Consider the following 24,942-nt stretch of genomic DNA (forward strand, 5'->3'; position numbering starts at 1 on the left):
ATATGATTGGTAGTGCTTTTTCAGCAATTTGGAATGGAGCATTTAGCCCAGAAGGAATTGCAGGTGGTATAGTAGGTGTATTAGTTCAAGGATTTAAACGTGCAGCATTCTCGAATGAAGCAGGTATTGGTTCTGCTTCTATAGCACACGCTGCAGTAAAAACGAAATATTCAGCAAGTGAAGGTTTAGTAGCTTTATTAGAACCTTTTATTGATACTGTTGTTGTTTGTACAATGACGGCTTTAGTACTAATTATTACTGGTTTTGTAGATCCATCTAGCCCTCCAGGAGGTAATGCGCAAGCAATACTATTAACATCTAGCGCTTTTGAATCTTCAATCTCATGGTTTCCATATGTATTAACTGTAGCGGTTGTTTTATTTGCATTTAGCTCTATGATTTCATGGTCTTATTACGGTTACCAAGGATGGTCTTTTCTATTCGGACGTACAAAAAAAGTCGAATACGTTTACAAAGTACTTTTCTGTGTATTTGTAGTTATAGGTTCTGCAGCAAGTTTAGGGTCTGTAATAGCTTTCTCAGATGCAATGGTATTTGCTATGATGGTTCCAAACATGATAGGTTTAGTACTTCTTGCACCTATAGTAAAAGAAGAGCTTACAAAGTTTATGACTGCTATTAAAACAAAAAAGGAATAGCAGATACATATTAATATAAAAAATATGCAAATTAAATCCTATTTCGAGTTCACTAAGCAACAACGAAATGGGATTTTTTTATTATTAATACTTATAATAACACTTCAGTGCATTTATGCATTCGTAGATTTTTCTTCGGAAGAAATAACTACAGATTTAAAAGAATTACAATTATTTCAAAATGAAATTGATTCTTTAAAATTGGTTGAAATTGAAAACCATAAACCAAAAATCTATCCATTCAATCCAAATTTTATAACAGACTATAAAGGTTATACATTAGGAATGAGTTCTGAAGAAATTAATAGGCTCTTAGCTTTTAGAGCAAAAGATAAATGGATTAATTCTCCAGAACAGTTTCAACAAGTTACAAAAGTATCAGATTCCATATTTAATAAAATCTCACCTTTTTTTAAATTTCCAGAATGGGTTACAAACCCAAAACCTAAAAAGCAATACACAAAGACTTTTAATAGCAATAAGCCAAAATCTGAAGACGAGAAAATAGATTTAAATGTGGCAACTTCAGTACAACTTCAAAAAGTATATGGAATAGGCGAATACTATGCAAATAGTATTGTTAACTATAGAACAAAACAGAATGGTTTTGTTTCAATAGTTGAGTTAAATCAGGTCTATGGCTTAAAACCAGAAACAATAGAAGAACTTAAAAAATCTTTCAGTTTAAAAACACCTAAAGCAATCAATAAAATTAATTTAAACACAGCTTCAAAAGCAGAGTTGGTAACTATTAGGTTTATAGATTACGAAATCGCACATAATATTTTAGAATACAGAGCATTACACGAAGGCTATAAAAATATTGAGGAATTAACAAAAGTTAAAGATTTTCCTGTTAAAAAATTAGAGATAATTAAGTTATATTTGCAGTCTAATTAGAAAACAATAAAATGGATAGCAGATACTTCACAGAAGAACACAATTTATTTAGACAAAGTTTAGCAGATTTCTTACAAAAAGAAGTTGTAACACATATAGAAAAGTGGGAAGAAACTGGTCATATAGAACGTTTTATTTGGGAGAAATTCGGCGAAATGGGCTTTTTTGGGATAGCATATCCTGAGGCTTATGGAGGTATGGATTTAGATTTATTTTATACCGTTATTTTCCTTGAAGAATTGCAAAAAATAAATTCTGGAGGTTTTGCTGCAGCAATGTGGGCACATGCATACTTAGCGATGACTCATGTAAATGCTGAAGGTAGCGAAGAAATTAAACAAAAATATTTAACAAAAAGTATCACAGGAGAGATGATAGGTGCAATGGCAGTAACTGAGCCTTTTGGCGGAAGTGATGTAGCTGGAATGAGAACCACTGCTGTTAAAAAAGGAGATACTTATGTAATTAATGGCTCCAAAACATTTATTACTAATGGCGTTTATAGCGATTATATTGTAGTAGCTGCTAAAACTAACCCAGAGTTAGGTAATAAAGGCATTAGTATGTTTATTATAGATAGAGAGACTAAAGGTGTCTCAGCAACTAAATTAGATAAGTTAGGTTGGAAAGCATCAGATACTGGTGAGATAGCATTCGATAATGTTATTATTCCTGCTAGCCATTTAATGGGTAAAGAAGGAAAAGGATTCCCTTATATTATGCAGCATTTTGCTTCAGAACGTTTAATTATGGGAATTAATGCGCATGCAAGAGCAGAGTTTGCTCTAGAATATGCTGTAAAGTATATGGGAGAACGACACGCTTTTGGAAAATCTATAAATAAATTTCAAGCCTTACGTCATACAATGGCAGACTGTTTTGCAGACATGGAAGTTTGTAAGGAATTCAACTATTCAGTAGCTGCTAGGTTAGATAAAGATGAGTATGTAGTAAAAGAAGCGACTATTTCTAAGTTGCGCTCTACAAAAATGGCAGACGATGTAATCTATCAATGTCTTCAAATGTTAGGAGGCTATGGTTATATGGAAGAATATCCAATGGCACGCTTATTGCGTGATAGTAGACTAGGACCTATTGGTGGAGGAACATCAGAAATCTTAAGAGAGATTATCGCTAAAATGGTAATTGATAAAAAAGAGTACAAACCTGCTGTGAAGCATTAAATCTTTAAAGGTTTTTGTTAATTTTATTTCAATAATTTAGAAATATCTTCGTTAATAGAAATAGGTCTTATTTGAAAATAACAACATTTTTTAAGTTGAAGTATTTGTAAATTTATAAAATGGTGTTGCACATGACCATTAAATCAATAACAAAGACACATGAAATACCAAAATCAAATCATATGCATCTTATTCTTTTTATGCAGCACAATTACTTTTGCGCAAAAAGAAATAAGTAATCAAGTTGTAGACTTCTTTAAAGATGCACCTGTAGAAAGTGCAAGTGTATATATTAAGAGTACAGCAATTGGTACAATAACTAATGCAGATGGAAAGTTTGTACTTCGAATTCCAAAAGAAAATGTATCAGATACTTTAGTGGTATCATCTATTGGATACTCAACAGAAAAAATTCCTTTAGATCAGTTTGATTCTTCAGGCCCTATTTACTTGGTCGAAGAAGTTGCTTCCCTAGATGAAGTTGTATTAGAAGCAGAACCAAGGCCTAAAACAGGAAACGAAATTGTATTAAAAGCAATTGCAGAGCTCCCTGTAACTATGCCAGATTCATCATATATACAAAAAGGCTTTTTAAGACATAAAGAACGTAATAAAAAAGAGTTTAAATGGCTAATTGAGAGTGCGATTTCTGTATACGATTCAGGATATAATGTTCAAGCAAACAAGCATTTAAAAATAAATGTAGATCAAATGCGAAAAAGTTATGACCTTAGAGATATAGATAGCCTTTTTACTTATGCATCGTACTTAAACCATAATAACAGAACTAGAACAAATCCAAAAAACCTTAGAAGAATCCAAATAAAGACTGCTGAACTTAAAAAGGCTATTAAATGGAATGATAATAGAGTAAATGGATTACAAAATATATTTCAAGGCAAACTTAATATGTTTAGAAATGTAAACAGTAGAAAAGCATTATTTGGCGAAGATATTTTAAAAACTCATCAGTTTAAATTAGACACAATTTTAGTAGACAATGAACGTAAGCTCTACAAAATTAAAATAAATAAAGGAGCAGATTATGTAGGTTTAGACACTAAGGGTATTTACAATGAAGGATATGAAGCTAACGGATGGCTATATATATACTACGATAATTTTGCTATTAAGAAAGTAGAGTATGAGTTAATTGCAGCATCAAAAGAACAAAAAAGTAGAAGTAAGCGTTTGTTTGATACACAAGTAAACCACAAACTAGTTATAAATTATAAAGAGTATAACGATAAAATGTATCCTAATTACATTTATTATGAAACGCCAAAACTTGTTAATGTTGGTTTTAAACCTAAAAACAAGCAAGAAGAAGAACTTGCTGAACAATTTAATAAAGAAGAACGTTTTTACTACACTGTACAAGAAATACTGTTTTCAGATATTGTTTTAGATCATGATAAAATCAATGTAGAACTACAAAATAATTGGGATATGGATATTTTTTCTCCTAAACCATACAATAAAGAGTTTTGGGAAACTTATAATGTTTTATTAGAAAGTGAAGATGATGAGAAGTTAATTTACGACTTATCTCAGCGTGCTTCCTTATTTAAGGAGTAGTAACTATTTTGACATTAATACAAAATCTATGTCTATAAAGGCTTTTACAGATTACCTTGAGTTAGAGAGAAATTATTCTAAACTAACTGTAAAAGCTTACAATAAAGATTTATCTGCTTTTCAAGCTTTTTTAGAGGATCATTTTCAGGACTCTTCGCTTAGTGAAGTAAACTATGCACAAATACGAAATTGGATTGTTCAATTGGTTAATGCTAAAATTGCTAATAGAAGTATCAACCGAAAAGTATCAGCCTTAAATTCATATTATAAATTTTTATTAAAAATTGGAGAAATTCAAGTTAATCCTTTGGCCAAGCACAAAGCTTTAAAAACAAGTAAAAAAATACAAGTGCCTTTTTCTGAGAAAGAAATATCTACTGCACTAGATGAGTTGCATTATCAAGACAACTTTAAAGGGATAAGAGATAAATTAATTATCGAATTATTTTATTCAACTGGAATTAGAAGAATTGAATTAGTAAATTTAAGGTTAGCAGATATAGATATTGGGAACAAGATTCTAAAAGTTCTTGGTAAGAGAAACAAAGAACGTTTTGTGCCATTATTGAGTTCTGTTTTACAAACATTAGGATTGTATTTAAAAAAAAGAAATGAGCTTGATGAAATAAAAAATAACGAAATACTTTTCTTGACAGATAAGGGAGTTAAAATTTATGAAACTCTTGTTTACAGAATCATTAATGAATATTTTAGTCTAGCCTCTAATAAAGTAAAAAAGAGTCCACACATATTAAGGCATTCTTTTGCAACACATTTGTTAAATCAAGGAGCCGATTTAAATGCTGTAAAAGAACTGCTAGGTCACTCAAGTTTGGCAGCAACTCAAGTATATACTCACAACAGTATAGCAGAACTCAAAAAAGTATATTCAAAAGCACACCCAAGAAGTAAAAAGTGAAAATAACTATTTGTTATTCAAAATTTAATCATTGTAAAATCAGATGTTTTTGAAAAGTAGAAATTTCTAGTAACAAAGAAAATGAATTTTATCAATCAATAATTAATATTCTAGGAGTTGATTTAGTAATATTGTAGGTGTAAAATCGTCAAAATAACTTATCGATTTTGCAACAATATCTCATGAAAAGCAAATAAAAAAGCGAAAAGCAAAATTAAGAGCACATTTATAAAAATATTTATCTAAAATATTTTTGAATTTCTAAATAAATATATACATTTGCAGTCCGTTAGAAATAGCGGGCTTTTTTTATATGTAAAAAATGCTATAAAAGCCGATGTAGCTCAGCTGGCTAGAGCAGCTGATTTGTAATCAGCAGGTCGTGGGTTCGAGTCCCTCCATCGGCTCTAAAATAAGAAAGCTTAAAAGTTTTTTTATAAGTTCTTTAAAAGATTGAAAAAAAATTTAAAATTGGGGAGATACTCAAGCGGCCAACGAGGGCAGACTGTAAATCTGCTGACTACGTCTTCGCAGGTTCGAATCCTGCTCTCCCCACTAATTTTGAATTTTAGAATTTAAATAATTGCGAGAGTAGCTCAGTTGGTAGAGCGTCAGCCTTCCAAGCTGAATGTCGCCGGTTCGAACCCGGTCTCTCGCTCTAATATTTAGCCGGTGTAGCTCAGAGGTAGAGTGTTTCCTTGGTAAGGAAGAGGTCACGGGTTCAATTCCCGTCATTGGCTCGATTTTTTAAATAACAACAAAAAAGTAGAACATTAATATTATTATATAACTAAGATTAAATTATTAAAACATGGCAAAGGCAACTTTCGATCGTTCAAAACCACACTTAAACATTGGTACAATTGGACACGTAGATCACGGTAAAACAACTTTAACTGCTGCTATTACTAAAGTATTAGCTGATGCAGGATATTCAGAAGCAAGGTCATTCGATCAGATTGATAACGCTCCAGAAGAAAAAGAAAGAGGTATAACAATTAATACTTCACACGTAGAATATGCAACTTTAAATCGTCACTATGCACACGTAGATTGTCCAGGTCACGCCGATTATGTTAAGAATATGGTTACAGGTGCTGCACAAATGGACGGAGCTATATTAGTTGTAGCTGCAACTGATGGTCCAATGCCACAAACACGTGAGCATATCTTGTTAGGGCGTCAGGTAGGTATCCCAAGAATGGTAGTATTCTTAAACAAAGTGGATATGGTTGATGATGAAGAGCTGTTAGAATTAGTAGATATGGAAGTTCGTGAGTTATTATCATTCTATGAGTATGATGGTGATAATGGACCTGTAGTTTCTGGTTCTGCTTTAGGAGCTCTTAACGGTGAGAAAAAATGGGTAGATACAGTTTTAGAATTAATGGAAGCTGTTGATGCATGGATTGAAGAGCCATTAAGGGAGATTGATAAAGATTTTTTAATGCCAATTGAAGATGTGTTTTCAATTACAGGACGTGGTACTGTAGCAACTGGTCGTATTGAGACAGGTATTGCTAATACTGGAGATCCAGTTGAAATCATAGGTATGGGTGCTGAAAAATTAACTTCTACTATTACTGGAATTGAAATGTTCCGTCAGATATTAGATAGAGGTGAAGCAGGTGATAATGCTGGTATCTTATTAAGAGGTATTGAAAAAAGTATGATTTCTAGAGGTATGGTAATCTGTAAGCCAGGTTCTGTAACACCACATGCTAAGTTTAAAGCAGAGGTTTATGTACTTAAAAAAGAAGAAGGTGGACGTCATACTCCATTCCATAATAACTACCGTCCACAGTTTTACGTTCGTACTACTGATGTAACTGGTAATATTGCATTACCAGAAGGTGTAGAGATGGTTATGCCAGGTGATAACTTAACAATTCATGTTGATTTAATTCAACCTATTGCAATGAATGTTGGTCTTCGTTTCGCTATACGTGAAGGAGGTAGAACTGTTGGAGCTGGTCAAGTAACAGAGATTTTAGACTAAGTACTAGTCTAATAAATATAGAGTTAAGGTGTCTCGTTATTCGTGACACCTTGACTTATATTTACGGGTTTAGCTCAGTTGGTAGAGCACTGGTCTCCAAAACCAGGTGTCGGGAGTTCGAGTCTCTCAACCCGTGCTTATAGTGATAAGGGCTTTTTAGCCTTGTTTTCTAAAATAAATTTGAAAAATGTAGTAATATGTTTTTCTTTAAATTAAAGATTAAAATGGCTGGAATAGTAGGATATATAAAAGAATCATTTGGTGAATTGAAAAATAATGTAACATGGACACCTTGGCCAGAAGTGCAAAGGTTAACCATTTTAGTTGCAGTATTTTCAATCATATTCTCTTTAGCAATTTGGGGAGTTGATACTGTTTTCAGTAAAGTTATTAGTGAATACTTTAAATTAATTAGTTAATATAAAGTTTATGGCTGAAGTAGGAGAAAAAAAGTGGTACGTAGTTAGAGCAGTAAGTGGTCAAGAGAATAAGATTAAAACTTACATCGAGAATGAGATTGCTCGTTTAGGTTTTCAAGATTATGTTGAGCAAGTTTTAGTGCCTACAGAGAACGTAGTACAAATAAGAAACGGAAAGAAGATAAATAAAGAGAAGGTTTATTTTAGTGGTTACATAATGATTAAAGCCAATCTTACAGGAGAAGTGCCTCATATCATAAGGTCAATTACTAATGTAATAGGCTTTTTAGGAGCTACAAAAGGAGGAGATCCATTGCCTTTAAGACAGTCTGAGGTTAATAGGATGTTAGGTAAGGTAGATGAGTTATCTGATATGGATGCAAGTGTAGCTATTCCATTTACAAAAGGCGAAACTGTAAAAGTTATAGATGGTCCTTTTAATGGGTTTGATGGCACTATTGAAAATATCAATGAAGAGAAACGTAAGCTTGAAGTAATGGTTAAGATTTTTGGAAGAAAAACACCATTAGAATTAAGTTACATGCAAGTAGAAAAAATTTAATAATTGTTACAATAAAGAAAGTGTTAAATCAGCTTCAAAAATAGATTTAATACGAAACTAAATTATTTAAAATGGCAAAAGAATTAGGCAAAGTAGTCAAATTACAAGTAAAGGGAGGTGCAGCGAATCCGTCGCCACCGGTTGGACCCGCTTTAGGTGCTGCTGGTGTTAATATCATGGAATTCTGTAAGCAGTTTAATGCTAGAACCCAAGATAAAGCTGGTAAAGTATTACCAGTTGTTATTTCTGTTTACAAAGACAAATCGTTTGATTTTGTAATCAAAACTCCTCCAGCTGCAGTACAATTATTAGAAGCGGCCAAAGTAAAAAAAGGATCAGGTGAACCTCATGTACGTAAAGTAGCTAAGGTAACTTGGGATCAAGTGAAAACTATTGCAGAAGATAAAATGGTAGATTTAAATGCATTTACTATCGATTCAGCAATGAAAATGATCGCAGGAACTGCTAGATCTATGGGTATAACTGTTAAAGGTGGTGTAGCACCTAATTAACCTAAAAAGATTTTAAAATGGCAAAATTAACAAAGAAACGTAAAGAGGCAATTGCTAAAATTGATAAGGATAAAGTTTATTCAATTCAAGAAGCATCAGCCTTAATAAAAGAAATATCTAATACAAAGTTTGATGCTTCAATAGATTTAGCTGTGCGTTTAGGTGTAGACCCTAGAAAAGCAAATCAAATGGTAAGAGGTGTTGTATCTCTTCCTCATGGTACAGGTAAAGATGTTAAAGTATTAGCATTAGTAACTCCAGACAAAGAAGTAGAAGCTAAAGAAGCAGGAGCAGATTACGTAGGTTTAGACGAGTATCTTGATAAAATCAAAGGTGGTTGGACAGATGTTGATGTAATTATTACTATGCCAAGTGTTATGGGTAAATTAGGCCCTTTAGGTCGTGTATTAGGTCCTCGTGGCTTGATGCCTAACCCAAAGACTGGTACAGTTACTATGGATGTAGCAAAAGCTGTAACAGAAGTAAAAGCTGGTAAAATTGACTTTAAAGTAGATAAAACTGGTATCGTTCACGCAGCTATTGGAAAAGCATCTTTTAGTGCAGACAAAATTGAAGGTAACGCAAACGAATTATTAACAACATTAATGAAACTGAAGCCAACTGCTTCTAAAGGAATTTATGTAAAAAGCATTTTTATGTCTTCTACAATGAGTCCAAGTATTGCAGTTGATACGAAAATCGGTTAGTAGTTAAATAACTTATATCATGACAAGAGAAGAAAAATCAAAAGTTATAGTAGAATTAACTGCTCAATTAGCCGATAATGCTAACATTTATTTAGCAGATATATCTGGTTTAAACGCAGGTACTACTTCAGATTTACGTCGTGCTTGTTTTAAAGCAAACATAAAATTAGCAGTTGTAAAAAACACATTACTTGAAAAAGCTATGGAAGCTTCAGAAAGAGATTTCGGAAACTTACCATCAACGCTTAAAGGTAATACTTCTGTAATGTATTCTGAAACTGGTAATGCTCCAGCTAAAGTAATTAAAGCTTTTCGTAAGAAATCAGAAAAACCTTTATTAAAAGGAGCTTTCATTGAAGAAGCAGTTTACATAGGAGACGATCAACTAGATATGTTAGTTGATATTAAATCAAAAGAAGAATTAATTGGGGCTATTCTTGGATTATTACCATCTCCTGCTAAGAATGTTATTACAGCACTTAAATCAAGTGGAGGAAAACTTTCAGGAATTCTTAAAACATTATCTCAAAAAGAGGGATAATTTAAAAAGTACGCACTTTACACTTAAATATTAAAAATTAAAAAAAATTATTACAAATGGCAGATTTAAAAGATTTCGCAGAACAGTTAGTTAACCTTACAGTTAAAGAAGTAAATGAGTTAGCAGCTATATTAAAAGATGAATATGGTATCGAGCCTGCTGCTGCTGCAGTAGCTATGGCAGGACCAGCTGCTGGTGGTGGAGACGCTGCTGAAGAGCAAACAGAATTTGATGTAATCTTAAAAGCTGCAGGTGGCGCTAAGTTAGCTGTAGTAAAATTAGTTAAAGAATTAACTGGTTTAGGATTAAAAGAAGCAAAAGGTTTAGTTGATGATGCACCAAGTGCAATCAAAGAAGCAGTTTCTAAAGATGAAGCAGAGGCTCTTAAAACTCAGTTAGAAGAGGCAGGAGCAGAGGTTGAGCTTAAGTAAGCAATACCAATAGTTTTTACAAAGGTTTAGGTCTGGAGCACATGCTCTTAGACCTAGACCATTTGTCGTATATAGGTAATACCTATATCCAAGTATTTTTTTTTAATCAAAATTTCGTCCATTGATGTTAGTAACACAAGCTGAAAGATTAAATTTCTCGTCTATTATTAATAGAACTGAATATCCAGATTTTATGGATATTCAAATCAAATCCTTCCAGGATTTTTTCCAACTTGAAACAAAATCTGAAGAAAGAGGTAATGAAGGATTGTATAATACCTTCATGGAGAACTTTCCAATTACAGATACTCGTAATCAATTCGTATTAGAATTCTTAGATTACTTTATCGATCCACCAAGATATGCTATTGAAGAGTGTATAGAAAGAGGGCTTACTTATAGCGTTCCATTAAAAGCAAGGTTAAAACTGTACTGTACAGACCCTGAACATGAGGATTTCGAGACTATTGTTCAAGATGTGTATTTAGGAACAATACCTTACATGACACCTTCTGGTACTTTCTGTATTAATGGTGCAGAACGTGTAGTAGTATCTCAATTACATAGATCTCCAGGTGTATTTTTTGGGCAATCATTCCATGCAAATGGAACAAAATTATATTCAGCAAGAGTTATTCCTTTCAAAGGATCTTGGATTGAGTTCGCTACGGATATCAACCAAGTAATGTATGCATACATTGATAGAAAGAAAAAATTACCTGTAACAACTTTATTCAGAGCCATAGGTTTTGAAAAAGATAAAGATATTCTTGAAATTTTTGACCTAGCTGAAGAGGTGAAAGTTTCAAAGTCAGGTTTAAAGAAAATTTTAGGTCGTAAACTTGCCGCACGTGTTCTAAATACTTGGCATGAAGATTTCGTTGATGAAGATACTGGCGAAGTTGTATCTATCGAACGTAACGAGATTGTGCTTGACCGTGATACAGAATTAGATAAAGATAATATTAAGGAAATCCTTGAAGTAGGTGTTAAAACTATTCTTTTACATAAAGAAAGTGCACAACAAGGAGACTATGCGATTATACATAATACGCTTCAAAAAGATCCAACAAACTCTGAAAAAGAGGCAGTTGAACATATCTACAGACAATTACGTAATGCTGAGCCGCCAGATGAGGAAACAGCACGTGGTATTATAGATAAATTATTCTTTAGTGATCAACGTTACTCTTTAGGAGAAGTAGGTCGTTATAGAATGAACAAAAAATTACAGTTAGATATTGGAATGGATAAGCAAGTGCTTACTAAAGAAGATATTATAACTATTATTAAATATTTGATAGAGTTAATAAACTCTAAAGCAGAGATTGATGATATCGATCACTTATCTAACCGTCGTGTTCGTACAGTAGGTGAGCAATTATCTTCTCAGTTTGGTGTTGGTTTAGCACGTATGGCTCGTACTATTCGTGAACGTATGAACGTTCGTGATAACGAAGTTTTTACACCTATAGATTTAATTAATGCAAAGACTTTATCGTCTGTTATTAATTCTTTCTTTGGTACTAACCAATTATCTCAATTTATGGATCAAACCAATCCTCTTGCAGAAATTACGCATAAGCGTCGTCTATCAGCATTAGGACCAGGAGGTTTATCAAGAGAAAGAGCTGGATTCGAGGTTCGTGATGTACACTATACTCACTACGGTCGTTTATGTCCTATTGAAACACCTGAAGGTCCAAACATTGGATTAATTTCATCTTTATCTGTATATGCAAAAGTGAATTCTATGGGATTCATCGAAACACCATATAGAAAAGTAACCAATGGTGTAGTAGATATAAAAGGAACACCAATATATTTAAGTGCAGAAGAAGAAGAAGAGAAATTAATAGCCCAAGCAACTGTAAAAGTTGATGTTAATGGTAAAATTTTACACGACAAAGTAATTGCTCGTATGGAAGGTGATTTTCCGGTAATGGATCCTAAAGATATTCATTATACAGATGTTGCACCAAACCAAATATCTTCTATTTCGGCTTCATTAATTCCTTTCTTAGAACATGATGATGCCAACCGTGCATTAATGGGATCTAACATGATGCGTCAGGCAGTACCATTATTGTTACCTCAAGCACCAATTGTAGGAACAGGTCTAGAAAGACAAGTTGCTTCAGATTCTCGTGTATTAATTAATGCAGAAGGAAAAGGTGTAGTAGAGTATGTTGATGCAAATGAAATTGTTATAAAATATAAGCGTACTGAAGATGAAGCTAAAGTAAGTTTTGACAGTGATACTAAATCTTATGCTTTAGTTAAATATAGAAAAACAAACCAAGGAACTTCAATAAACTTAAAACCTATCGTTAAGAAAGGAGATAAAGTTACTAAAGGACAGGTTTTATCTGAAGGCTATGCAACACAAAAAGGTGAATTAGCTTTAGGAAGAAATATGAAAGTAGCCTTTATGCCTTGGAAAGGGTATAACTTTGAGGATGACATTGTAATTTCAGAAAAAGTTGTTCGTGAAGATATATTTACATCGATTCATATTGATGAGTATTCTTTAGATGTTAGAGATACAAAATTAGGTAATGAAGAACTAACTAATGATATTCCTAATGTTTCAGAAGAGTCTACAAAAGATCTTGATGAGCATGGAATGATCCGTATTGGTGCAGAGGTTAAACCAGGAGATATTCTTATTGGAAAAATTACTCCAAAAGGAGAAAGTGATCCTACACCAGAAGAAAAATTATTACGTGCCATCTTTGGTGACAAAGCAGGAGATGTAAAAGATGCTTCTTTAAAAGCATCTCCATCTTTACATGGTGTAGTAATTAATAAAAAATTATTTGCTCGTGCTATTAAAGACAAGCGCAAAAGAGCTCAAGATAAAGAAGATATCGCTCAATTAGAAGGGCTTTATAATTCTAAGTTTGATGATTTACAGGCTGTATTAGTTGAAAAACTTTTTACTATTGTAAATGGAAAAACATCACAAGGTATCTTTAACGATTTAGGAGAGGAAGTTTTACCAAAAGGTAAGAAATTTAGTTTAAAAATGTTAAACGCTGTAGATGAGTATACGCACTTAACTTCTGGTACTTGGACAACAGACGACAAGACTAATAAGTTAATAGCAGACTTAATTCATAACTACAAGATTAAAGAAAATGACTTACAAGGTTCTTTACGTCGTGAGAAGTTTACAATTTCTGTAGGAGATGAATTACCAGCAGGAATCATAAAATTAGCTAAAGTTTATATCGCTAAAAAGCGTAAACTTAAAGTTGGTGATAAAATGGCAGGACGTCATGGTAACAAAGGTATTGTAGCACGTATTGTACGTCAAGAAGATATGCCTTTCTTAGAAGATGGAACGCCTGTAGATATTGTATTAAATCCATTAGGTGTACCATCGCGTATGAATATTGGACAAATTTATGAAACTGTATTAGGTTGGGCTGGACAAGATTTAGGTCGTACTTATGCAACACCAATTTTCGATGGAGCTACAATTGATCAAATTAACGAATTAACAGATGAAGCTGGAATTCCAAGATATGGTCATACTTATTTATATGATGGTGGAACAGGTGAGCGTTTCGATCAGCCAGCAACAGTTGGTGTAATCTACATGCTTAAATTAGGGCATATGGTAGACGATAAAATGCACGCACGTTCTATAGGGCCATACTCATTAATTACACAACAACCATTAGGTGGTAAAGCACAATTTGGTGGACAACGTTTTGGTGAGATGGAAGTTTGGGCTTTAGAGGCATATGGTGCTTCTGCAACCCTTAGAGAAATCCTTACAGTAAAATCTGATGACGTAGTTGGTAGAGCTAAAACGTACGAAGCAATCGTAAAAGGTGAACCAATGCCAGATCCAGGATTACCAGAATCTTTCAACGTACTTATGCACGAATTGAAAGGATTAGGATTAGACATTAGATTAGAAGAATAATAATTTTCTATTAGAGATGTATTATTTACTTACTACATCTCTAATAAGAAAATAAATAATTTTTATACAAAAAATTATGGCAAGAAAGCAAGATAAGAATACAGTACAGAGGTTTAATAAAATCTCAATTGGTTTGGCATCACCAGAGTCTATTTTAGCAGAGTCTAGAGGTGAAGTTTTAAAGCCAGAAACTATTAATTATCGTACACATAAACCAGAAAGAGATGGTTTATTCTGTGAGCGTATTTTTGGTCCTGTAAAAGACTACGAATGTGCTTGTGGTAAATATAAAAGAATTCGTTACAAAGGTATTGTTTGCGACCGTTGTGGAGTAGAAGTAACAGAAAAGAAAGTACGTCGTGATAGAGTAGGGCACATTAATTTAGTTGTGCCTGTTGCTCACATTTGGTATTTCCGTTCTTTACCAAACAAAATAGGTTATTTATTAGGTTTACCTTCTAAGAAGTTAGACATGATTATTTACTACGAACGTTATGTAGTAATCCAACCAGGTAACGCTAAAAATGCAGAAGGAGAACCATTACAAAAAATGGATTTCTTAACTGAAGAAGAGTACTTAAATATATTAGAAGTACTTCCTCAAGATAATAATTATTTAGAAGATTCAGACCCAAATAAGTTTATAGCTAAGATGGGAGCTGAGTGTCTTATCGATTTATTAGCACGTATAGATTTAGATACTCTATCTTTCGAATTACGTCACAAAGCTAATACTGAAACGTCTAAGCAACGTAAAACTGAAGCACTAAAACGTCTTCAAGTTGTAGAAGCTTTACGTGAATCTAATTTAAATAGAGAAAACCGTCCTGAATGGATGATCTTAAAAGTGGTGCCAATTATACCACCAGAATTAAGACCATTAGTGCCTTTAGATGGTGGACGTTTTGCAACTTCAGATTTAAATGATTTATACCGTCGTGTAATTATACGTAACAATCGTCTTAAGAGACTTGTGGAAATTAAAGCTCCAGAAGTAATTTTACGTAACGAAAAGCGTATGTTACAAGAATCTGTAGATTCATTATTAGATAACACACGTAAGTCATCAGCAGTAAAAACAGATTCTAACAGACCGTTAAAATCTTTATCAGATTCACTTAAAGGTAAGCAAGGACGTTTTCGTCAAAATTTACTTGGTAAGCGTGTAGACTATTCAGCACGTTCTGTAATTGTTGTTGGACCAGAATTAAAGTTATTTGAATGTGGTCTACCTAAAAATATGGCTGCTGAGCTATACAAACCATTCATTATTCGTAAATTAATCGAAAGAGGAATTGTTAAAACTGTAAAATCAGCTAAGAAAATAATAGATAAAAAAGAGCCAGTGGTTTGGGATATCTTGGAAAACGTTCTTAAAGGACATCCAGTATTACTAAACCGTGCGCCTACGCTTCACCGATTAGGTATTCAGGCTTTCCAGCCAAAACTTATTGAAGGTAAAGCTATACAATTACACCCTTTAGCCTGTGCCGCATTTAATGCCGATTTTGATGGAGATCAAATGGCTGTTCACTTGCCTTTAGGACCAGAAGCAATATTAGAATGTCAATTATTAATGTTGGCATCACATAATATATTAAATCCGGCAAATGGTGCTCCAGTTACTGTACCATCTCCGGATATGGTACTTGGTCTGTATTACATGACTAAGTTACGTAAATCAACTCCAGAAGTTCCAGTACAAGGCGAAGGCTTGACTTTTTATTCCGCAGAAGAAGTAAACATTGCTTATAATGAAAAGCGTGTAGATTTAAATGCGCAGATTAAAGTAAGAACTATAGACTTTAATGAAGCTGGAGAACTTGTTCCTCAAATTATAGAAACAACTACTGGTCGTGTACTATTTAACGAAAAAGTACCAGCTGCTGCAGGTTATGTAAATGAGGTATTAACTAAGAAATCTTTAAGAGATATTATTGGTGATATTTTAAAACTAACAAGCGTACCAGAAACGGCAGCTTTCTTAGATGAAATTAAAACTTTAGGATATTTATTTGCCTTTAAAGGTGGATTATCATTTAGTTTAGGAGATATTATTATTCCACCAGAAAAGCAATCTATGATTGATGCTGCCAACAAAAAAGTTGATGGTATTACTGGTAACTATAACATGGGACTAATTACTAATAACGAGCGTTACAACCAAGTTATTGATATCTGGACGTCTACCAATGCAGAATTGACAGAATTGTCAATGAAACGTATTAGGGAAGATCAACAAGGATTTAACTCTGTGTTTATGATGCTTGACTCTGGAGCTCGTGGATCTAAAGAACAGATTCGTCAGCTTACAGGAATGCGTGGATTAATGGCTAAGCCTAAAAAATCTACAGCAGGTGGAGGATCTATTATTGAAAATCCAATTCTTTCTAACTTTAAGGAAGGGCTTTCAATTTTAGAATACTTTATTTCTACTCACGGTGCACGTAAGGGTCTTGCAGATACAGCACTTAAAACAGCAGATGCAGGTTACTTAACACGTCGTTTAGTAGATGTCTCTCAAGATGTTATTGTAAACAGTGTAGACTGTGGTACATTAAGAGGTGTAGAAGTTTCAGCTTTAAAGAAAAATGATGAAGTTGTAGAGAAATTAGGAGCACGTGTTTTAGGACGTATTGCACTTAATGATGTTTACAATCCATTAACTGAAGAGATAATAGTAGAAGCAGGCTCATTAATTGAAGAAGATATTGCTGCGGCAATAGAAGCTTCTCCTATTGATGCTGTAGAAGTTCGTTCACCATTAAGTTGTGAAGCTAAAAAAGGAATCTGTGCGCAATGTTACGGAAGAAACTTAGCAACCAATAAAATGGTACAACGTGGTGAAGCTGTTGGAGTTGTAGCTGCGCAATCTATTGGAGAGCCAGGAACACAATTAACACTTCGTACATTCCACGTAGGTGGTATAGCAGGTAACATTTCAGAAGAAAATAACTTAGCAGTTAAATTTGATGGTGTTGCAGAAATTGAGGAATTAAAAATTGTTAAAGGCGAAGATAAAGACGGAAAAGCAATAGATATTGTAATTTCTCGTACTTCAGAAATTAAACTTATAGACAAGAAAACAGGGATTACTTTAAGTACTAATAATATTCCTTATGGTTCGACTATTGAAATTAAAAATGGAGATAAGTTAAAAGCTGGAGATGTTGTTTGTACTTGGGATCCATATAACGGTGTAATTATTTCTGAATTTGCAGGAAAAGTGAGATATGAAAATATTGAACAAGGTGTTACTTATCAAGTTGAAATTGATGAGCAAACAGGTTTCCAAGAAAAAGTAATTTCAGAGTCTAGAAACAAGAAATTAATTCCAACTCTTATTGTAGAAGATGCTAAAGGTGAAGCAATTCGTTCTTATAACTTACCAGTAGGAGCACACATAATGATTGACGACGGAGAGAAAGTTAAGATTGGTAAAGTTTTAGTTAAAATACCACGTAAATCTTCTAAAGCAGGTGATATTACAGGTGGTTTACCAAGAGTAACAGAATTATTTGAAGCTCGTAATCCATCTAACCCAGCAATAGTAAGTGCAATTGATGGTGTTGTTTCTTTTGGAAAAATTAAAAGAGGTAATCGTGAAATTATTATAGAATCTAAATTAGGAGATATTAAGAAATACTTAGTGAAGTTATCAAGTCAGATTCTTGTACAAGAAAACGATTTTGTAAAAGCTGGTATGCCTTTATCTGATGGTTCTATTACACCAAACGATATCTTAAATATTAAAGGACCTGCAGCTGTACAACAATACTTAGTGAACGAAGTTCAAGAAGTATACCGTTTACAAGGTGTAAAAATTAACGATAAGCATTTCGAAGTTGTTGTAAGACAAATGATGCGTAAAGTAAGAATTATTGATTCTGGAGATACTATTTTCTTAGAAGATCAATTAGCTCACAAAGCAGATTTTATCGAAGAGAACGATGCTATTTTTGGTAAGAAAGTAGTCGAAAATGCAGGAGACTCTACTAACTTAAAAGAAGGACAGATAATTACTGCCTTCGAATTAAGAGACGAGAATTCTTTATTATGTCGTGAAGATAAAGCATTAGTTGAAGCAAGAGATGCACAACCAGCTACAGCAACTCCAATACTGCAAGGTATTACAAGAGCATCGTTACAAACTAAATCGTTTATTTCTGCGGCATCGTTCCAGGAAACAACAAAAGTACTTAACGAAGCAGCAGTAGCAGGTAAAATTGATATTTTAGAAGGTCTTAAAGAAAATGTAATTGTAGGACACAGAATTCCAGCAGGAACAGGAATGCGTACTTACGAAAAAATTATAGTAGGATCTAAAGAAGAGTTTGACCAAATGTTACAGTCAAAAGAAGAAGTGAATTACAATTAATAATTGTTTTCCTAAGTATAGGAATATCATGATTTAAATGTTTTAACATAAATAAATAAAAAGTCCTGCTAAGTAATCTAGCAGGACTTTTTTCTTATAACAAATTAATTAAAATTAATATTATGGATAACAGTCAAGATAAAAAACCAAAACCAAATCAAATAAATATAGAATTAGATGAAAAAGTAGCAGAAGGTATCTATTCTAACCTTGCAATAATTAATCATTCTGTTTCAGAGTTTGTTGTAGATTTTGTAAGTGTAATGCCAGGAACACCAAAAAGTAAGGTGAAATCTAGAATTATATTAACGCCTCAACATGCAAAAAGATTGCTAAAAGCATTAAATGATAATGTAAAACGTTTTGAAAAGGCACATGGTGAAATTAAGGATTACGAGCAACCACCTATACCTTTAAACTTTGGTCCTACAGGTCAAGCTTAATACTCACTTTTTGACTCGTAGTTCTATAAATTAAATGTTGGTGCTCGAAATGTTTTTTGAGAGCAACCACCTATACCTTTAAAATTTGGTATTATTCGTTAAGCTTTCTAGGCTTTTCAAATTATAAAAAAACTCTAAATATTTATTTAGAGTTTTTTTATGGTAGAATTTCTACAACAATTAAAAAAAATACATTTTAATAACCACCACAGTTAAATATTATGACTAATCATTGTTTCAATAGTTAAATTTATTTACATTAAATAATAAGCTGTTTTTACTGCATGATCCTGTAGAGAGTGTTTTTTTTTGTGAATAAACCGCTCTACGGCTATTAAAAACAAATTTTTGCTTACTTGAATTCCGAAACATAGTGAAACTTTATGCCTGGATATTTTTGTTGTGTCATTTGTAACGAAAAAGAAGAATCTGCTAAAAAGACCAATTGTCCTCTTTTGTCTTTTGCTAAAAAGCGCTGTTTTACTCTTTTAAACTCTTTAAATTCGTCATTTTTTTTATCTTTTGGTTCTACCCAACATGCTTTAAAAACATTAAGATTCTCATAAGTACACTTGGCTCCATATTCGTGCTCTAATCGGTATTGTATTACTTCGTATTGTAAAGCACCAACTGTTCCAATTACTTTTCTACCGTTTAATTCTAAGGTAAATAACTGTGCAACACCTTCATCCATTAATTGGTCTATACCTTTATTTAGCTGCTTAGATTTTAATGGATCTGCGTTGTTGATATATCTAAAATGTTCTGGAGAAAAACTTGGTACACCTTTGTAATTAAGTATTTCGCCTTGTGTCAAGGTGTCTCCAATTTTAAAAGTTCCAGTGTCTTGTAATCCTACAATATCACCAGGATAAGAGATGTCTACAATTTCTTTTTTCTCTGCGAAAAATGCATTCGGACTAGAGAATTTAACTTTTTTATTATGTCTTACATGTAAATAAGGTGTATTTCTTTTAAACTCCCCAGAAACAATCTTAATAAAAGCGAGACGGTTTCTGTGATTTGGATCCATGTTAGCATGAATCTTAAATACAAAACCAGTAAAATCTGTTTCATCTGGTTTTACTAGACGTTCTTCGCTTTGTTTAGCTCTAGGTTTAGGTGCAATTTCAACAAAACAATCTAATAATTCTCTTACTCCAAAACTATTCAATGCCGAACCAAAAAACACTGGCTGTAGCTTGCTGTCTAAATAATCTTGATTGTTAAATGGAGGATAAATACCTTCTACTAATTCAATTTCTTCTCGTAATGTATTAGCAGCTTTTATACCAATTAAATCTGTTAATTCACTAGAGTTTAAATCAGAAATTTCAATTGTTTCTTCAATATTTTTTCTACTATCACCACTAAATAAGTTAATGTTGCGTTCCCATATATTATAAATACCTTTAAAGTCGTAACCCATACCAATAGGGAAACTTAAAGGCGTTACTGTTAAGCCTAATTTTTGTTCAATTTCGTCTAAAAGCTCAAAAGCATCTTTACCTTCACGATCCATTTTATTTATAAAAACAATCATTGGTATATTTCGCATTCGGCAAACTTCAACTAACTTTTCTGTTTGTTCCTATACACCTTTTGCTACATCAATTACAACAATTACGCTATCTACCGCAGTAAGTGTTCTAAAAGTATCTTCAGCAAAATCTTTATGTCCAGGTGTATCTAATATGTTTATTTTTATGCCATTATATTCAAAAGCTAAAACAGACGTTGCAACACTAATTCCACGTTGTCTCTCAATCTCCATAAAATCACTCGTAGTTCCCTTTTTAATCTTATTACTTTTTACAGCTCCAGCTTCCTGTATGGCACCACCAAAAAGCAACAATTTTTCTGTAAGTGTTGTCTTTCCTGCATCTGGATGAGAAATAATCCCAAATATTCTTCTTCTTTTTATTTCTTCTAAAAACGTCATGAAATATAAATTTTGGCAAATATAACTTTTTGAATTTGTATGTTAATAGTCTTAACAATTATTATGCAAGCAATAATATTAATCCATCATTAAGAATAGTAATATTCTGTTTTAAAACATTAAATCTTATGGCAAGAGGATATTTTGTTCTTTTGTTGTTAATAAATTTAAGTGTTTTATTTTTTATGATGTTTTTTTAGATGACCTGCTTTTTATCGGCTAATTCTGTATTTCGTCAATTATATCTGTAGTAGTCGTTCATATTTTTGTGAATAATGATAATATACAGGTTCTTTGTTGTTGGCTATTTTGTCGGTTTTTAATTATTTATAAAAAAAATTTTAAAAATCCACTTTCTGGGTGGTTTAAAATAAAATGATTAAAAAATATACAAAAATAAATATTGGATTTTATCCATTAATTGCACGCACATCACATGTGTTATTTAGTGGTAAAAAAACTTTAAGCAGCCTTTTTTTGTGTGTAAAAACAAAAGTGCTAATTTAAACTTAAAAGTGAGTTATTGTTTTTTGCTATTTTGTAAATTTGCTTTGCTTAAAAAAGATATGGAAGAAGAAAAAGTAATTTTAGTAAACGAAAAAGACGAGCAAATTGGTTTAATGGCAAAAATGGAAGCGCATGAAAAAGCGCTTTTACATCGCGCTTTTTCAGTTTTCGTCTTTAATAGTAAAAATGAATTAATGCTCCAGCAACGCGCATTAACTAAATACCATTCTCCTGGATTATGGACTAATACTTGTTGTAGTCATCATCGTGCAGGTGAAAGCAACTTACAAGCAGGAAAAAGACGTTTACAAGAAGAAATGGGCTTTAATACATCTTTAGAAGAGAAAACATCTTTTATATATAAAGCACCTTTTGATAATGGTTTAACAGAGCACGAACTAGATCATATTATGGTTGGATATTATGAAAAAGAGCCAAACATAAATAGAGAAGAGGTTGAAACCTGGAAGTGGATGCCATTAGAAGAGGTTAAAAAAGATATAAGCGAAAAACCAGAATTATACACAGCTTGGTTTAAGATAATATTCGATAAGTTCTACGAATTTATAAACATAACAAATGAAAGTAACAGTTAGTAGACGTGCACATTTTAATGCTGCACATAGATTGTATAGAAAAGATTGGAGCTATGAAAAAAACAATGCCATTTTTGGTAAATGTAACAATCCTAATTACCATGGTCATAATTATGATTTGATTGCAAGTGTTACAGGAGAGATAGATCCAGAAACAGGATTTGTAATAGATGTAAAAATTCTAAAAGATATTATCAAAAAGGAAGTTGAAGACGCCTTCGATCATAAAAATTTAAACTTAGATGTTTTAGAATTTAAAGATTTAAATCCTACTGCAGAAAATATAGTTGTAGTTATACACCAAAAGATTAAAGCAAAATTAGATTCTAATTTAGACTTAGAAGTTGTCTTATACGAAACGCCAAGGAATTTTGTAAGCTACAAAGGTTAATAGATGATATTAAAAGAACTTTATCCAATAAAATTTCAACCCATATTTAAAAAAAAAATTTGGGGAGGAAATAAATTAAAATCAGTTTTAAATAAAAAAGATACTGGTGAAAATATTGGTGAAAGTTGGGAAATAAGCGATGTTGAAGGAGATACTTCTGTTGTAATAAATGGAACATTGCAAGGTCAATCTCTTCAAAAGCTTTTAAAGGACTATAAAACAGATTTAATTGGTGATAAAAACTATTCGGTTTTTGGTAACACATTTCCATTACTTATAAAATTTATAGATGCTAAAGAAGATTTGTCAATACAATTACATCCTAATGATGAATTAGCAAAAAAACGTCATAATTCTTTTGGAAAAACAGAGATGTGGTATGTTATGGATGCAGATAAGGATTCAAATTTAATATTAGGATTTAATCAAGAAATGGATTCTGCTAAATATCTAAAGCATTTAAAAAACAATACTCTTCCTAAAATTTTAAATTTCGATACTGTGCAATCTGGAGACGCTTATTTTATAGAAGTAGGACGTGTACATGCAATTGGAGCAGGAGTTATGCTAGCCGAAATCCAGCAAACTAGTGACATAACATATCGTGTTTACGATTGGGATAGAGTAGACCGTTTTGGTAATTCTAGAGATTTACATAATGATTTAGCTATAGATGCTATTAACTTTAATATGAAAAACGATTTTAGGGTAGACTATTCTAAAACTAAAAATAAAGTAAACAAACTTGTAAGTTGCCCCTATTTTACAACTAATTATTTACTAATAGACTCAGAGACTCTGGAAAAAAAGAACACGTTAGATTCTTTTATAATTTATATGTGTGTTCAAGGAGAAGCAACTATAATAACTCCAACATCTATGGAAACTATAAAAAAAGGAGAGACCGTATTAATGCCAGCAACTTTAAAGTATTTTAAAATAGAAGCTAAAGTAGCAGAACTACTTGAAGTTTATATTTAGATTGATACTTAAATATTTTAAATTAATTCAATTTAACTTTAAAACAGTTCGATGTTTTCAAGTATTTAATCCAAATTAATTCTTTACTTTTGCATCCTAAATAAATTTAATATTATGGCAAATAAAAGAGACCTAAAAAAAGACATTAATTACGTGTTAGGTGACATTATTGAAGCAGTTTACGTTTGGGAATATACAAACGCAACTAAAGACACAAAAAAAAGTGAAGCAGTTATTGATGACGCGATTAAAGTTTTTGATGATTTAATAGCTCAAGTTAATGCAAAAGATGTAGAAAATAAGAAAGCGCATTTTAAGTCAATTAACTCACAATTAGAGTCTAAGGGAATAGAATTAATAGAAAGAATAAATAAACTTTAAAAAGTTTTAAAAAAAGTTTACAAATATCATTTACAAAATTATATTTGCACTCGTTTCGCCGATGTAGCTCAGCTGGCTAGAGCAGCTGATTTGTAATCAGCAGGTCGTGGGTTCGAGTCCCTCCATCGGCTCTTAATTAACCTCAATTATTTATTTAATTGAGGTTTTTTTTACTCTAATTTTAACCAAAAAACCACCTAAAACTTAATTAAATTTTAGGTGGTTTATTTGTTTATAGTAGGATGAATTTATTCTTTCATTTCAATTTTATCAATAAAACGTTGTAATTCCTTTCCGTAAGTAGATGCTTTTATCATAGGAGTTAAAGTATCATTCACAATATTTAGAAATTTAATATTTGCATTATACAGCTCTGTTAATGCTAAATATGGTGCAACTTCGCTATCTCTATTATTAATAGCAAAGTTTGCTGTATATAAGTATTTGCGTTTTTCGAGTTTTTTATAAGTTTTTTCAGTTTCATTAATTAAAGCAGTGTCATTATCCTTAATAGCATCGAAACTTTCTTTTATTAATTCTAAGTTTCTATTATTAAATTTTGAAGCTACGCTTAAATACTCTTCAAATGTTTCTTGTTGTGAAGATCCTTTAATTTTTGCATCGTAATTAAAACGCTTTAACGAGGTATTAATTTCTGTAATGCCTTTATCTCCAAAAAATATAATTCTATTCTCATCATTATCATTTTTATCAAGATACAAATAGAAAATTTCTGGACTATCAATTGTGGTTTGTAATTTAAAATTAGAGTTCCCATTTACAGTCATAGAATCTAAAGTAACCAAAGAAGTATCATTAGCTTTTTTTAAGTACACTGTGCCCTTTTTTAAGCCTTTAATGTTTCCTTTTACAGTAAGTTTATTTGAAGTTTCATTTCCGCAGGAAAAGACAAAACATAAACTTAATAGAATAAATAATCTTTGCATGAGTAATATTTGATTTTTAAGAGCGTAA

The 24,942-nt window shown here is 32.1% G+C and carries 20 protein-coding genes, 6 tRNA genes and 1 pseudogene; 25 read left to right on the forward strand and 2 right to left on the reverse strand.

From position 1 onward, the window contains the following. From QNK89_RS05990 to QNK89_RS06085, 20 genes are all read left to right on the forward strand, one after another. Nucleotides 1–659: alanine:cation symporter family protein (locus QNK89_RS05990; RefSeq protein ID WP_340170115.1), on the forward strand; the 659-nt coding region annotated here is incomplete at its 5' end. Nucleotides 660–683: 24 nt separating this feature from the next. Further along, nucleotides 684–1,559: a helix-hairpin-helix domain-containing protein gene (locus QNK89_RS05995; protein ID WP_340170116.1), complete on the forward strand. Its 876-nt coding sequence runs from the start codon at nt 684–686 to the stop codon at nt 1,557–1,559. 11 nt (nt 1,560–1,570) lie between these two features. Beyond that, a complete protein-coding gene (locus tag QNK89_RS06000) occupies nt 1,571–2,743 on the forward strand; it encodes an acyl-CoA dehydrogenase family protein (protein WP_340170117.1) in 1,173 nt (390 codons plus the stop codon). Nucleotides 2,744–2,902: 159 nt separating this feature from the next. After that, nucleotides 2,903–4,321 carry a carboxypeptidase-like regulatory domain-containing protein gene (locus tag QNK89_RS06005; protein WP_340170118.1) on the forward strand — a complete coding sequence of 473 codons (1,419 nt, stop codon included), beginning with the start codon at nt 2,903–2,905 and terminating at the stop codon, nt 4,319–4,321. A 28-nt stretch (nt 4,322–4,349) separates the two neighbouring features. Beyond that, complete coding sequence (locus QNK89_RS06010) at nt 4,350–5,240, forward strand: tyrosine-type recombinase/integrase (RefSeq protein WP_340170119.1); 891 nt, start codon at nt 4,350–4,352, stop codon at nt 5,238–5,240. 333 nt (nt 5,241–5,573) lie between these two features. Continuing rightward, a tRNA-Thr gene (locus QNK89_RS06015) sits at nt 5,574–5,647 on the forward strand. A gap of 66 nt (nt 5,648–5,713) precedes the next feature. Next, a tRNA-Tyr gene (locus QNK89_RS06020) sits at nt 5,714–5,795 on the forward strand. Between the two features lie 30 nt (nt 5,796–5,825). Continuing rightward, nucleotides 5,826–5,898 (forward strand) — tRNA-Gly (locus QNK89_RS06025). Between the two features lie 10 nt (nt 5,899–5,908). Beyond that, nucleotides 5,909–5,980 (forward strand) — tRNA-Thr (locus QNK89_RS06030). 71 nt (nt 5,981–6,051) lie between these two features. Further along, complete coding sequence (gene tuf / locus QNK89_RS06035; protein ID WP_340170120.1) at nt 6,052–7,239, forward strand: elongation factor Tu; 1,188 nt, start codon at nt 6,052–6,054, stop codon at nt 7,237–7,239. Nucleotides 7,240–7,302: 63 nt separating this feature from the next. Then, nucleotides 7,303–7,375 (forward strand) — tRNA-Trp (locus QNK89_RS06040). 88 nt (nt 7,376–7,463) lie between these two features. Continuing rightward, complete coding sequence (gene secE, locus QNK89_RS06045; protein WP_340170121.1) at nt 7,464–7,658, forward strand: preprotein translocase subunit SecE; 195 nt, start codon at nt 7,464–7,466, stop codon at nt 7,656–7,658. 10 nt (nt 7,659–7,668) lie between these two features. After that, on the forward strand, nt 7,669–8,220 hold the full coding sequence (nusG, locus tag QNK89_RS06050) for a transcription termination/antitermination protein NusG (protein WP_340170122.1): 552 nt from the start codon (nt 7,669–7,671) through the stop codon (nt 8,218–8,220). A gap of 71 nt (nt 8,221–8,291) precedes the next feature. Further along, nucleotides 8,292–8,732: a 50S ribosomal protein L11 gene (rplK, locus tag QNK89_RS06055; RefSeq protein ID WP_340170123.1), complete on the forward strand. Its 441-nt coding sequence runs from the start codon at nt 8,292–8,294 to the stop codon at nt 8,730–8,732. Between the two features lie 17 nt (nt 8,733–8,749). Continuing rightward, the gene (gene rplA / locus QNK89_RS06060) at nt 8,750–9,439 is read left to right on the forward strand and encodes a 50S ribosomal protein L1 (RefSeq protein WP_340170124.1); all 690 of its coding nucleotides are present in this window, start codon (nt 8,750–8,752) and stop codon (nt 9,437–9,439) included. A 19-nt stretch (nt 9,440–9,458) separates the two neighbouring features. Next, nucleotides 9,459–9,980 carry a 50S ribosomal protein L10 gene (gene rplJ / locus QNK89_RS06065; RefSeq protein ID WP_340170125.1) on the forward strand — a complete coding sequence of 174 codons (522 nt, stop codon included), beginning with the start codon at nt 9,459–9,461 and terminating at the stop codon, nt 9,978–9,980. Between the two features lie 56 nt (nt 9,981–10,036). Beyond that, nucleotides 10,037–10,411, forward strand: coding sequence for a 50S ribosomal protein L7/L12 (gene rplL, locus QNK89_RS06070; protein WP_340170126.1), 375 nt, complete (start codon nt 10,037–10,039; stop codon nt 10,409–10,411). 124 nt (nt 10,412–10,535) lie between these two features. Continuing rightward, entirely contained in the window at nt 10,536–14,348 is a 3,813-nt protein-coding gene (gene rpoB / locus QNK89_RS06075) for a DNA-directed RNA polymerase subunit beta (RefSeq protein WP_340170142.1), read from the forward strand. A 76-nt stretch (nt 14,349–14,424) separates the two neighbouring features. Next, on the forward strand, nt 14,425–18,726 hold the full coding sequence (gene rpoC, locus QNK89_RS06080) for a DNA-directed RNA polymerase subunit beta' (protein ID WP_340170127.1): 4,302 nt from the start codon (nt 14,425–14,427) through the stop codon (nt 18,724–18,726). 122 nt (nt 18,727–18,848) lie between these two features. Continuing rightward, nucleotides 18,849–19,169 (forward strand): DUF3467 domain-containing protein, encoded by a 321-nt coding sequence (locus QNK89_RS06085; RefSeq protein WP_340170128.1) that lies wholly within the window; start codon nt 18,849–18,851, stop codon nt 19,167–19,169. Between the two features lie 352 nt (nt 19,170–19,521). Here QNK89_RS06085 and QNK89_RS06090 read toward each other — a convergent pair. After that, nucleotides 19,522–21,111, reverse strand: a pseudogene (locus QNK89_RS06090) (peptide chain release factor 3). Between the two features lie 566 nt (nt 21,112–21,677). Here QNK89_RS06090 and idi point away from each other — a divergent pair. The 5 genes from idi to QNK89_RS06115 all read left to right on the forward strand — a co-directional run bounded on the left by idi (nt 21,678) and on the right by QNK89_RS06115 (nt 24,098). Then, on the forward strand, nt 21,678–22,214 hold the full coding sequence (idi, locus tag QNK89_RS06095) for an isopentenyl-diphosphate Delta-isomerase (RefSeq protein ID WP_340170129.1): 537 nt from the start codon (nt 21,678–21,680) through the stop codon (nt 22,212–22,214). Continuing rightward, on the forward strand, nt 22,198–22,605 hold the full coding sequence (locus QNK89_RS06100; protein WP_340170130.1) for a 6-carboxytetrahydropterin synthase: 408 nt from the start codon (nt 22,198–22,200) through the stop codon (nt 22,603–22,605). The genes idi and QNK89_RS06100 overlap by 17 nt, the downstream gene beginning before the upstream one ends. Nucleotides 22,606–22,608: 3 nt before the next feature. Next, the gene (locus QNK89_RS06105) at nt 22,609–23,586 is read left to right on the forward strand and encodes a type I phosphomannose isomerase catalytic subunit (RefSeq protein ID WP_340170131.1); all 978 of its coding nucleotides are present in this window, start codon (nt 22,609–22,611) and stop codon (nt 23,584–23,586) included. A 114-nt stretch (nt 23,587–23,700) separates the two neighbouring features. Continuing rightward, nucleotides 23,701–23,967: a hypothetical protein gene (locus QNK89_RS06110; RefSeq protein ID WP_340170132.1), complete on the forward strand. Its 267-nt coding sequence runs from the start codon at nt 23,701–23,703 to the stop codon at nt 23,965–23,967. 57 nt (nt 23,968–24,024) lie between these two features. Then, nucleotides 24,025–24,098, forward strand: a tRNA-Thr gene (locus QNK89_RS06115). A gap of 117 nt (nt 24,099–24,215) precedes the next feature. On the opposite strand, the gene QNK89_RS06120 is transcribed toward QNK89_RS06115, so the two are convergent. Further along, the gene (locus QNK89_RS06120) at nt 24,216–24,914 is read right to left on the reverse strand and encodes a DUF4369 domain-containing protein (protein WP_340170133.1); all 699 of its coding nucleotides are present in this window, start codon (nt 24,912–24,914) and stop codon (nt 24,216–24,218) included. Nucleotides 24,915–24,942: the final 28 nt, after the last annotated feature.

This window comes from Lacinutrix sp. (assembly GCF_037625555.1).
Taxonomy (GTDB): Bacteria; Bacteroidota; Bacteroidia; order Flavobacteriales; family Flavobacteriaceae; genus Lacinutrix.